Raw genomic sequence first — 12,805 nt, 5'->3', positions numbered from 1 at the left:
ACGTCACCGCGGCTGTCAAACTGGTAGTAGTAGTTGGTGCCGTTGTAATTCAAGCCCAGCAGTCTACCACCGTCGTCTTTGTAGAAGTGCATGACCGTTTCGGTGGCGCCTTCCACTTCTTTGGCCATGGTGAAGATCTCGTCGTTGCTGTCGCGCTGGAATTCATAGCGGACATTGCCGACGGTCTTGGCGGTGCGGTTGCCGTCCGGGTCATACTCGTAGGTGACGGTTTTCTGCACTTGGCCGTTGACGGTTTTGCTGTAGGACACGAGCTGGTCTTCGCTGTTGTAGCGGTACTCCACGTCGGTTTGGGTGGTGCCCTCGGTGGTGCTCGCTTTGGTCAAGGTGCCTTCATCGTTGAAGGTGTAGTTGGTCGTGCGCAGCAAGGCTCCCGTCGTTTCGTTGTATTCCTTGCGGGTGGCGATGCGGTTGCCGGACGCGTAGGTGAGCTCTTCTTTGGTTTTGCCCGTGGTCAGGTTCTCCACCTTGGTCACGTTGCCGTTACCATCTTGCGTGTATTTCAGTTTCTTGCCGTAGGCTTCCACCGTTTCCAGGTAACCGGCCTGGGTGTAGGTGTATTTCTTCTTCACCGCGCCTTTGTCGGTCACTTGCGCCACTTGCTCGGCGTCGGTGAACGTGTAGCCGAGATCCACCACCGTGGCGCCGCCGTTGTTGGTCGCTTTCATCGTCGCCACTTTCTCGCCGTTGAAGGTCAGATTGGTGGTGACGCCGGGTGCGGTGACGCGTTGCAGGTTTTGATCCTTGTCGTATTGGTACTTGAAGCTGTCGCCGATCGGCGTGACGATTTCACTCACGAGATCGTTGTCGTCGTGGTACACCGTGGTGTCGCCCAACGGCGTTTTGACGACTTCGGTGTTGTTCTTGTCGGTGTAGTCAGTGTTGGTCGTCGTGCCGGAATGGGTCACGCTCTCTTGGATGAGGCGGTTGTTGGCATCATACACCGACTTGGTTTCGCTGTTGAGGAAGCCGTCGCCGTCGGTGTCTTTCTCCACCGGCACGGGTGTGGTTTCATCATACAGCCAGGCGTAAATCTGGTTGCCGTTGTTGTCGAAGTAATAACGGGTCTCCGTCTTTTTGCCTTCGTTGATCCAGCTTTCCTTCACCACGCGACCCAATTCGTCGTAGAAGAGACTGCCCTCTTTGGTCGTGATGACGGTGTCGCCGGACTGTTCTTTCATGATTTTCTTCGTCAACTGACCGATCTCATCATACTGGTACTCGGTGATCATGTATTTGACGCTGTTGTCCGGTTGCACCAGCTTGACCGTTTCTTTGGTCAGTTGCCCCTCGGCGTCGTAGTCCCAGGTCGTCTCCGTGCCATCAGGGTCGACTTGCTTCGTTTTGTCGCCCACTTCGTTATAGAAGTAGTTGGTTTTCTTGCCTTCGGCGTCCACCACTTGCAAGAGGTTTTCATTGGCGTCATAAATCTTGAACTCGGCCCCTTGCTTATCGAGGTCGATCGCCAAGTTGCCGTCCCCGTCGTGGAGCGCCCAGGTTTCGTTGACCGGGGTGGTATTTTCCTTGGTGTAGACCGGTTCGTCATCTTTGTCAAATTCGAATTCCTGCACCAATCCCGCACCGGTGACGGTCTTGATCTCTTTGCCGATGGCGTCGTACTTGCTCTTCTCGACGAAATTGTTCTCCAGTCCCGTCGCGTCGGTCACGAGAATCTCTTGGTTCAACTCGTCGTATTTGTGAACGATGGTTCCTTTTTTGTACAGCGTGTTGGTGGCGGTGTCGTACGCCCAATCTTCTTCCTTGACCGGGTTGTCGTTCTCATCATAGAAGTAGCGGCGTTCGTTTTTGAGGGGGTCGGTCGTTTTGGTGACGCGGCCCGCTTTGTCATATTCGTTGAACATGACGTTGCCGTTGCCGTCTTTCTCCGCCACTTTCTGGCCCAGCTCGTTGTACTCGTCCACTTCCGTGATGCTGACCACTTCCGGTGTTTGCGGGGTTTGCCCCACATACATCACTTTCGTCACTTTCGGGTTGCGCACCATGGTGGCGCGGTTGCTTTCATCATAGAAGGTTTCCACCACTTGGTTCAGCGGGTTGGTCACCTTCACCAGGTTGCCGCTGGCGTCGTATTCGTTGGTGGTCGTTTTGCCCAACCGGTCGATCTCTTGCGTCACTTTGCGGTCGGCATCATACTTGAACTGTTCGATTTGGTTCAGGGCGTTGATTTCTTTCACTTTGTTGCCCGCTTGGTCGTACTCGTACTTTGTCTCACGCCCGTACGGGTCGACATCGGATGTTAAGTAGAGCCCATCCGCGCTGTAGTTGTAGCGCTCAACCAAGTTGGCTTCTTCCATCCAGACGCTGTCCACATAAACGCTTCCGCCCGTGGTTGCGGCGTTGATCTTGTAGGTCACAAAGGCGGCGTTGTCCGGGATGGCGGCGGCGATGTGCACCAGATTCCAATCGGCGGTGCCGGTGACGGCTTGGCTGGACGCTTCACTGATCTTTGCCTTGTTGCTGTCATAGAAGGTCACGACGCCCGTCACACCGGTGCCCTGAGCGGCATCGAGCTTCACCCATGCGAGTCCGCGCGCGGACAGGCGGCCTGTCTTGATCGGCACATAATCCGTTTCCACACTGGCGTTGCCCGTCAACTTGACACTGCGTGCGCCGTTTTTCTTATTGGCAGTGTCAAACGCCCAGCCGCCCGACGTTTTCCATCCTTTGAGTGCGGTGGTGTCCCCTTCTTCAAAGCTGAAGTTGGGAATGTAACCGTAGAGCGGGCCGCGCTCCGTCGTTTCTTTGGTCTGGTTGCCGTATTGGTCATATTCATACGTCGTTTTGAACCCGTCGCTGTCCACCGTCAGCGTCTTGTTGCCATTGGCGTCATAATCATGGGTGGTGGAACGTCCCAACGGATCGGTCTCTTTGGTGAGCAGGCTGGTCCCTGGCTTATATTCATAGGTGTAAACCGGGGTGACCGTGCCGCCGTCGATGTCGGTGAAGGTGGGCAGCGTCTTCTTGGTCACATTGCCCAAAGCGTCGTATTCAAACGTCGTTTTGTTGCCTTTGGCGTCCAACGATTCCTTCACCAGGTTGTCCACATAGACTGCCGATTCCTTGATGTTCAGCCCTTGCGGATCGGTGACGGTCTCAACCAAGTTGCCATCCGCATTGAGGCGATAGACCATTTCTTGCGAAACCGTTTCACCGCTGGTTAAGAGGTGCACTTCATTTTTGCTTAAGTCATAGGTCAATGTCTCATGGACAGTGACGGGCGTCCGTTCGTTGCCGGTCGCCGCTTCCCGCGCCGTGTGCTTGCTGGCAATGTCACTGATCCGCAAGCCGTTGTAGGTGTAGGTCACGACATTGCCGCGCGGATCGGTCACTTGGCTCAACAGCTTGTCGGCGTTGTATTCGTACTTCAACGCGCGGTACACGGTGCCGTTCACATCCGCAAACTTCACTTCGGAGAGCAAGTTGTTGGTGTTGTACACGTATTGCACTTTGTTGCCAGTGTACAAGCCGATTTCGCTAACCAGGTCGTTGCTGCCATAGGCAAAGGTGATCTCGCGGTTCACATCGTCAACCATTTTCGTTAACTGGTTGCCTGTGTACACATAGGTTAACTTGTTGTTGTTCTTGTCCGCCATCACCGTCATTTGCCCTTGCGCGTTAAAGGTCATGCTGATGCCGGTCGGGTCCATGTCCCTTAACGTGAAGGTGCCATCGGCGTTCTTGGTCAGCTTGAGGAAAATCCCCTTCGGATTGGCGTAAGTGCCGTCCGCATTCTTTACAAAGCGATGGCGGGAGCCGTCGGCTTCGATGTAGGTGACATCGCCATTCGACTCTTCGCGGACGGAGGCTTCCACACTCAAGCGCCAACCGACCCCGATCAGCGACGGGCTTTGCTCTTGGCTGTTGTAGGTGCGGCCGATCGATGGGTCAAACTGGCGTCCGTCAATCTCCACGTCCTCATAGCCCAACACCAAGTTTCCGTTGGAGAGGTTCACGCCGCTGGAACCATAACCGGAAGCGGTTGTTTCCATGCCCCAGAAGTCTTCCGTGCCGAGGCGGCGGTTGAGCGGGTCGATCCACACATACCGTTGCTCATACGAGGTGTTGCCCGCTTGGTCGGTCACCGCGAGGCGCAAGGTATATTTGCCGCTCTTCATGCCGTCCGGGTTCCAGGTGCCCAGAATGCCGTTCGACACTGGCGTTGTGCTGGTATGGAACACCGTCCAGCTGGTCGGGCTGTCCCCTTCCCCGTAAGAAAGGGAGTATTCTTTCAGGTCGCTGTCCGTCGCCGAACCTTTGATGTCAGTGGTGCTGCTGACATACTCCAGTTCGGTTGGCGAAATGAGACCCGCCGTCGGATAGTTGGTGTCCAGTTGAATCGAAGCGGAAGCCGGCGTCGATTCGTTGCCGGACGCGTCCTTGAAGACGACGCTGACCGTTTTGTCCCCGTTGCCGTCAGACAGTCTCCAATTCTTCGTCGCGGTGTATGGCTCATATGGCCCATACGCGGCATCGGCTTCGTTTTTCAGCTTCTGCTCGATCGCGCCGCCGGACAAGTCTTTCGCCTTCAACGACAAGGTGACGTCCGGATTGTTGGTGAACGTTCTGCCGTTGTTGATGACAATCGCCGCATCGGGCGGTTCGGTATCCAGCACCGGAACGTCCTGGGTCAAGGTATCCCCAAACCAGCCCGTTCCCACCTTCAGCATCTTCCACTGGGTGTTGAAAAGGCCCGGTGCGGTGCCGCCGTTAAAGGTGACGGTAAAGGTCTTCGTTTGGCCCCGTTCGATCGAATCGGTGTCGCTCAATTCCAACCGGGTGTTGGCATTGGTGAAATGATCAGGATCATGGACGGAACCCAGCATGATGTTTTTCGCTTTGGTCCAGGCTTCGATCCCTTCATTTCGCACCGTGATGGTGACTTTGGTGTCTTCCCCAACTTCCAATGGGCTGGGAATGGAGTAGGAGACGATGCTCGCATCCAACTGGCGGTAAGCAGTTTCCGAGCCTTCTGTCGAGTCCGCTGAGACATTCCCTTTGCCGTCGATCGCTCGAACTTTGAAGTAATATTTGGTGCGCGGGTCGACCGGAGTGGGGTGCGTGTAACTCGCCGTCGTGACTTCCGCGCCATTCACCAAGTTGTATTGGCCTGGCGCCGTTCCCATGAACACTTGATACTTCTGCACACCGGAGATGGTGTCCGACGATGCCGGCCAGCTGATGGTGAACTGGTCATTGCGCTGGTTGGCCACCGTTGGCGTGCCTGGTTTGGTCGGCTTGGTCTGATCGTCAATCGTCTGCACCAATGCGTCAGACTTTGCCGTTTCACCCATGGAGTTGTACGCCGTTACGCGGAACGCATAGTTCAGTCGTGTGCGGTAATCCGTGAATTGGTTGCCCGGCGTCCACCCCGCTTGGATCGCGGCATCATAGGCTTTGGTGTACAATGGGCGCGGATCATCCGCCAATTCCGTTCCCGTGTTGTCGCGCCGGAAGGTGTAGATCCCTTGGGCGATTTGCGCCGCAGTTGGCCAAATCTTCTTGCCTTTGGATGTCCAGCTGGTGGTGTTTCCCACGTCAAAGGCTTCATATTCTTTCCCGTTGTAGATCCACACTTTGTAGCCGGTCGCCCCCGGTACGGCTTGCCAGCTTAAGTTGACATATCCTTGGGAAGTTCCGCTGCCCAACCCAACGGCGGTGCCTGTCGGCGCGCCCGGTTTTGGCGAGTAAGTGACTTCCAACCTTGGCGCGTAAGGGCCGCCCGTGCCGTAATCACTGGAGTAGAACTTGCGGTAGGTACCCGTTTTATTCGTTGCGGTATATGCTTCTTTATCGTCGATCATGATGAGTCCGTGGTATTGGGACGGATTGTCATACCACCAATTCACCAAACTGGTCACATCCCAGTTATACCAGCCGTTTGGTGTCCCTCTTGGAAAAGACTTCGTCGTGTAGGACCCACTAGAACCCGGCTGCCCGTTCCAGATAAGGCTGGTGCTTGTCCAGCTTCCCGCCGCGCGGTGAATGCGGATGCTGGTATCTATACTGCTTGGCTCAAAAAACTTATAGATATAGAACTTGGCGTTGGTCAACAAACCGCCATTCAGGCTCGGCATGCCGCTGCCAAACTTGATGTACGAGCGATGGTCACCCACATCCGGCGCGTACCCGGTCCGCAGCTCGTCCTCCAAGCCGTGGTTGTTGCCGCCATATGTACCATTGTTGACATAGACGTCGGAAGTGGTGGTCGACGTCCCGCCCACTTTGATGGTGGGGTCCAATACGACGGGGTATTCGGTCTTCTCGTCGTCCAAAAAGGCGCGATCCAGTTGGACCTTGACAAGGTATTTCCCTTTTTCTTCCGTCAATTCCACCTTGTTTTTGTAAGAATCCACGTCACGCGCATCGCGCAGATACGGCGGTTCGAAGCGCCATACCTCTTTCCCGCCCTTCTTGTCTTTGAAGATCACCGCTTGGTCCTTCAATTCCGCGACCAAGTTGGTTTTCACCTCATAGGCGATCTCGTCAAACGCGGGCTTCTTCTTGAAGACGATGTCTTCTTTGGCCCCGTAATGGCGCACCTTGATGCGCACATCGGTGTCTTTCAGGACATCCTCATACAAGATCTCCGACTCTTTATTTTTGACTTTCCCTACAGCATCCTTCGCACCGACGATGGAGTAGGAGAGCCAGTCGTTGCCTTCTTTCAGCTTGAAGAGGTCCTTGTCCGCCCGTTCTGCGAACAGAAGAGTGAAGCGATTCGCTTTATTCTGGAACTTGAACGCTCCCTTTTCTTTGCTGTCCTTCACTTCGGCCGCAATCCGGTTGTCAATCTCTTTCCATTCTTTTTTCCCTTCTTCTTGGTAGAAAACGGGATGGTTAAAGATCTCCACCGTTTCGGACAAGTCGTTGTTTCTCCACGTTTTGGAGTTTTCGGTGCGCTTTTCCTTCACCTCGTGCACCTTTTTCACATTCTTCCGTGGATCATCTTTTTTGCGCCCCACCTTTTCGGGTTGCGCCGCTTGGGTCTGCTCCGTTACCAATCCATCCATCGGAACAGTGGTGACCACAAGCGCCAAAGCAACAAAAGAGGCGAAGATCCTCTTCAGCCACCTGCCAACCTTCATGTGCACTCCTCCTTATAAAAGTTAAAGGATTTCTTTTATATGATTGTTTCATAACAAATTTATGATAATTATTTGTCTATTTTTTGACAAGTAGAAATAAATATATTTAAAGCTGATAAACTATATGATTGGTAATGATTTACTTCATCTTCCCTTCTAACATTCCGAACAGGGAATGATCTACGCCCTATTTTCAATCACACAAAATATAAAATATATATTTAAATATCCAATATATAATTATTATAATTTTCTAACAAAAGCGCGTTGGTTATATACCTTTTATAGGAATTGATTATCAAAAAAGAAAAAAACACCTCGTAATCTCATGGTTAAACGTCAACCAAATCCGAAAAGAGGTGTCTTCACGAATCAGTAACATTACTTTTAAAATTAAAGAATACTTATGAGTAGATATGCCTATGAAAAACGAGCGGTTAGCCCTCCCGATAGAGGCTAACCGCTTGGGGTCTTTATACACACACAGCATATTCCAAACGCAACTGCTTTCCGGCAAGCCGGATACCCAGCTTTCCCGTGGCGATTCCATCAAGACGATCTCGATATCATGGGTCGGGCATTACCCCATTCTATCTCAATTATTCTATTTTTTAAATCATAAGGAGTTTCTTGATATACGTAATAGTTTAACCAGTTAGAAAACAATAAGTGCGCATGCGCTCGCCACGTTTGAACAGGAACTTGGGTCGGATCATCATCTGGGAAATAATTTTTTGGTATGTTGATATCTAAGCCTCTCTTGATATCACGATCGTATTCATTCTTTAATGTGAATCTGTCGTATTCAGCATGTCCTGTCACAAATATTTGGCGACCATTTTTACTGATAACAATGAAAATACCCGCCTCTTCAGATTCAGATAAAATCTCCAAATCTCCTATTTTTTCGATATCTTCTTTGCGGATATCGGTATGACGGGATTGCGGAACAAAGAAATAGTCGTCAAAGCCACGAAGCAGTTTGGTATTTATCTTGGTAATCGTATGTGGGAACACACCAAACAGTTTTTTTTTCCTTTAAAGGATACTTTGGAATACCGTAATGATGGTAAAGAGCGGCCTGAGCGCCCCAACAAATATGAAAAGTTGAAGTAACATTTTTTATTTTCCAATCCATTATTCGCTTCAATTCTTCCCAGTAGTCCACCTTTTCGTATTCCAGGTGTTCTACAGGAGCTCCTGTAATAATCATTCCATCATATTTTTGATGCCTGATCTCATCAAATGTTTTATAAAATGTTGATAGATGTTTTGCTGGTGTGTTTTTGGAGGTATGGGTTGTTGGATAGATGAAACTAATTTCAATTTGTAGGGGTGAATTCCCGAGCAAACGAAGGAGTTGTGTCTCCGTTTCAATTTTGGTTGGCATCAAATTTAGAATAACCATTCTAAGCGGGCGAATATCTTGATGAAAGGCACGCCTTTCATCTATGACAAAAATATTTTCATTATTGAGAATTTCATTTACTGGTAGCTTATCTGGTATTTTGATAGGCACTGTCATTCACCCCTTTCTTTATTTTATTGTTGAAGCCCATATCCATAGCTACACGCTTTGACTTTTCACCAGTGCCTGCTCCAGATCTTGAATGATGTCTTCAACCGCTTCAATACCAATGGATAAACGAATCAGTTCAGGAGTAACCCCTGAAGCTCTTTGCTCCTCTTCGGTTAGCTGTTGATGAGTCGTGCTCGCTGGATGAATCACCAATGACTTCGCATCGCCCACATTGGCTAAATGAGAAAACAGTGTCAGGTTTTCTATGAATTTCTTCCCAGATTCCAATCCGCCTTTAATTCCAAAGGTAAAGATGGCTCCTTGTCCTTTTGGCAAATATTTTTGCGCTTTTTCAAAGGAAGAATGACTTTCTAAACCAGGGTGGTTGACCCATTCAACCAATTCGTGCTAATTCAAATATTCTGCAACTTTTAGCGCGTTTTCGCTGTGGCGTTGCATTCTCAGATGAAGCGTTTCTAATCCTTGAAGAAACAAGAATGAATTAAAAAGAGATATGGCAGCACCCAGGTCGCGAAGCAGTTGGACACGAGCTTTAATGATATAGGCAAGAGATCCTACTGCTTCCGTATAACTAACCCCATGATAACTTGGATCAGGTTCGGTCAAATCTGGAAATTTCCCGTTCGTCCAATCAAATTTGCCAGAATCGACGATAATTCCGCCAATGGTGGTTCCATGTCCTCCAATAAACTTCGTTGCAGAATGGACAATAATGTCAGCACCAAATTCAAATGGGCGGCAAAGATAAGGAGTAGCAAAGGTGTTGTCTACAATTAACGGAATCCCAGCTTCATGGGCCACTTTTGCGACCGCTTCAATATCTAAAACATCTAAATGGGGATTCCCGATTATTTCGGCAAAAACTGCCTTTGTTTTATCCGTGATGGCGTTGCGGAAATTTTCCGGATTTGTTTGGTCAACGAATTTTACCGAAATGCCCAATTTTGCCAAAGTGTGGCGGAACAAGTTATACGTTCCCCCATACAAATGACTTGATGAGACGATTTCATCTCCCGCTTTTGCAATGTTCAAAATCGAATAGGTGATCGCTGATTGACCCGAACTAGTAGCGAGTGCGCCTACACCGCCTTCTAATTCAGCTACCCTTTTTTCAAATACATCTTGCGTCGGGTTCATAATTCGTGTATAAATGTTTCCGAATTCCTTTAATGCAAATAAATTCGCAGCATGCTCGGCATCATTAAAAACATAAGACGTCGTTTGATAAATAGGAACGGCGCGCGAATTAGAAGTTGGATCAGGAACCTGTCCACCGTGTACCGAAATGGTTTCAAGACGTAATTTTTTTGATCGCTCATTTTTTTCCTCCCATTGTAAAATTCAACGATATAAAAAAGCCTCCTCCCCTTATCCAGAGAAGAGACTTTGATATACATTGCCCTCCTCTTATCTTCTAGAGACAAAAAATCCCTACAGGAATTAGCACCTTTCGGTATAAATACCAGGGTTGCCGGGCATCATCGGGCCAGTCCCTCCGCCACTCTGGATAAGAGAAAATCCATAGTATTTCGATCTACTTTATTGTAATTGATTTAGAATTGTTCGTCAACTATTTTCCTTTATGGTGCATCATCGCATCCATTTGCGGGTAGTGGTAGCATCGACCGATTTTGCCGCCCTTTCTTGGGCAGATGATGCCAAAATCGACGTTCGCTACATCCACCCCATATAAGAAAAAAGGGGAAAGAGAAGAAATATTCTCCCCAATCCCTTGCCACGGACCATAGGGCCATAGATGCTTTGGACACATACGCGGAATTGCGGTTAGGATCACTCGAAGCTGGATATGCCCAAGTGTAGAGAGTGGAAATATTACCCCCGTTCCCAATGGCATGAGCTTCAGCAACAGACTTTGAAAAACAACAAAAATTCGCAGCTCAAAAAAAGCCCCAAGGATCACAAGACCCTTAAGGCTCCATCGCGGTGTCGATTCAACAGGCATCAGGAGAGGGAAACGATGACTCAGTTCTTGCCGATGGGCATCCTGAGCGCCCCGGGCCCCGTGAAGAGCAGGGATAAGGCCGTGAGCAGGATCAACAGGTCAAACTCATACCCTCCGGCGAACCCTTTCGATCCTTTCACAAACAAAATGGCTCCCGCCATCACCACTGCGGCCAAAACCGAGGCGATGGAAGTGAACAGACCCAGGATAAAGGCAATGCCGATCAGCACTTCCACACCGGCCACGACATACGCGGTGAGGGAGGCGGCGGGAATTCCGACGCTGCCGAAAAAGCCGATGGTCTGTTCCATGCCCATCAACTTCTGCGCACCATGAACGATAAAGATCAGACCCAGTCCAATCCGCAGGAACAATGGACCGTAAGCTGCTTCCAATTTCATTCTTCTTTGTCTCTCCTTTCGATCTCGCATCCATGTCAAATCTTAGCGCACAGCCATAAACACCGGATAAACAGAGATTAAATCTTTCTTAACCGCCTGTGACCAAATTGTGAACAAACATTAACCGGAGAAACCCATCCGCGGGACCGTCGGTTGGGCCACTTGCCCGATCGCCGTTGTCAACTCCATTTCCCGCGCAACCGCAACCAAATGACCACCCCGGCACTGGCGCACAGTGACAGCATCACACCGCCATGATAAATCCACAGCACCGATTCCGGGCGGACGGACCCCGCCGCTTGCAATCCCAAACCGATGGCCACCACAATGAAATGGAAGCACAATCCCACCAACACACTGAGGCTCACTTCCTTCTTGCCCACCCGCTCTTCTTCCACCCATCTGCCCAAAAATTCCACATAATACACGGAACCCAAGCCCCCTAGGATAGTGAGCACCGCCGAGACCAACAACACCTTGCCTTCACTCCTCTTTCGACCCTTCGGACTGATCAAGCACTTGCATCCGCTTGAAGAGATGCAGCCGATCCTCCCCATAGCGGGGCCTGGCCACCTCTTCCAATGTCATCCCATATGTATGGAGAAACCAAGTCATCCGCTGCAGTTTATGAATCACGCGCTTTTCTCCACTGGCGCAATGACGGACCACCAAGCGCGCTTTTTCCCGATCATACCAGAAACAGATTTCCGCCATGCCTTACCCTCCCCCGCCCGATGATCCGAAAATGTCAAACGACCGTCCGCAGAAAAGATGCTTCCCCTCTTCCCACTCCACCTGCATCATATCCAACAACGGAATGGAAACCACTTGCCCCGATTCGGTATGCAGTCGGAGGATCCGCACGCGCTTCCTCGGCTGATGGTCAACCATCAGCGACAGTTCCACCTGATCCCCTTCCCTTTCCATCTCCGCTTCCACAACCGACACATGCGGCTTCTGTTGCAACTCCCCCACAAACGGCAACACGTGTGCAACCTTGCCTTGCAGATGCAGCATAAACACTGAAAATCCTCCTCTTTTTTTGAAATTGCGATACTTATGTTGCAACAATAAAAGAAATAACGAATATGATATGTTTCACACTTGAATTATAATTCAGAAAGAGGGATTTTTCAATTATTTTCCATCTTAACTTAGCTGTTGAAATTCCGGGTTTTCCATCGCGCGCCAAAAAGGAAACGTCTCGTTTCGTTGCACCCCTCGCATTTAAAGATCAGCCGTTAAATGAATCAGGATAATGACACTATTATAAACATCACGTGGCCGTGGTGTTTTATTGCACAAAAAAACAGCCCTGAAGGCTGTTCAGGGCCAAAATACGGATTTTCTTATGCGTCGGGGCCAGCATCCCTTGAAACGCATCCCGGCAAGCCCACAGCAGGACGGCCTCGCCCGCCGCCATCAAGATGGCCAACGGCAACAACGAAGCGTCGACAAACAGATGGAACAGCAAAATGTTCACCACAATGGGAGCCAGCATGTTCAAGGCCAGCGGCACCCACCGGTTGCACATCAACAGCAGGCCGGCTGCCACCTCAACCGATTTCTCGGTGAACAACAGATAAGGATACCGAAAAAACGCCATCACTTCGGGACTTGTCGGCAAAAACGGCGAAAAGCCAAAAAACACAGCCCATCCATTCAATCCCGCCAAGAAAAAAATCAATCCATAGACAAACTGTGTGATTCTCATCGGCTTCCCCATCCAATCCCTCCCATGCGAATCCGTATCATGTTTATGACCTTCCCGCAACTT

General features: G+C 50.2%; 6 protein-coding genes, 2 pseudogenes and 1 riboswitch. All 8 genes and pseudogenes read right to left on the bottom strand.

All coding sequences use genetic code 11. From position 1 onward, the window contains the following. Positions 1–7,124: DNRLRE domain-containing protein (locus tag ACFQNG_RS16195; protein WP_379866619.1), on the bottom strand; the 7,124-nt coding region annotated here is incomplete at its 3' end. 549 nt (positions 7,125–7,673) lie between these two features. After that, a pseudogene (metA, locus tag ACFQNG_RS16190) lies at positions 7,674–8,643 on the bottom strand (homoserine O-acetyltransferase MetA). Between the two features lie 48 nt (positions 8,644–8,691). Next, a pseudogene (locus tag ACFQNG_RS16185) lies at positions 8,692–10,005 on the bottom strand (homocysteine synthase). Positions 10,006–10,068: 63 nt separating this feature from the next. Beyond that, a riboswitch (SAM riboswitch) is annotated at positions 10,069–10,178 on the bottom strand. A 469-nt stretch (positions 10,179–10,647) separates the two neighbouring features. Beyond that, positions 10,648–11,028, bottom strand: a complete 381-nt coding sequence (locus ACFQNG_RS16180) for a DoxX family protein (RefSeq protein WP_379866617.1) — start codon at positions 11,026–11,028, stop codon at positions 10,648–10,650. 179 nt (positions 11,029–11,207) lie between these two features. Then, positions 11,208–11,504 (bottom strand): hypothetical protein, encoded by a 297-nt coding sequence (locus tag ACFQNG_RS16175; RefSeq protein WP_379866615.1) that lies wholly within the window; start codon positions 11,502–11,504, stop codon positions 11,208–11,210. 7 nt (positions 11,505–11,511) lie between these two features. After that, positions 11,512–11,742, bottom strand: a complete 231-nt coding sequence (locus ACFQNG_RS16170; RefSeq protein ID WP_379866614.1) for a hypothetical protein — start codon at positions 11,740–11,742, stop codon at positions 11,512–11,514. A gap of 3 nt (positions 11,743–11,745) precedes the next feature. Continuing rightward, entirely contained in the window at positions 11,746–12,051 is a 306-nt protein-coding gene (locus ACFQNG_RS16165) for a hypothetical protein (protein WP_379866613.1), read from the bottom strand. 271 nt (positions 12,052–12,322) lie between these two features. Next, a complete protein-coding gene (locus tag ACFQNG_RS16160; protein ID WP_379866611.1) occupies positions 12,323–12,754 on the bottom strand; it encodes a hypothetical protein in 432 nt (143 codons plus the stop codon). Positions 12,755–12,805 lie beyond the last annotated feature (51 nt).

The sequence above is a fragment of the Laceyella putida genome (assembly GCF_042665195.1).
Lineage (GTDB): Bacteria > Bacillota > Bacilli > Thermoactinomycetales > Thermoactinomycetaceae > Laceyella > Laceyella putida.
This window is presented reverse-complemented; position numbering and strand designations above follow the sequence as displayed.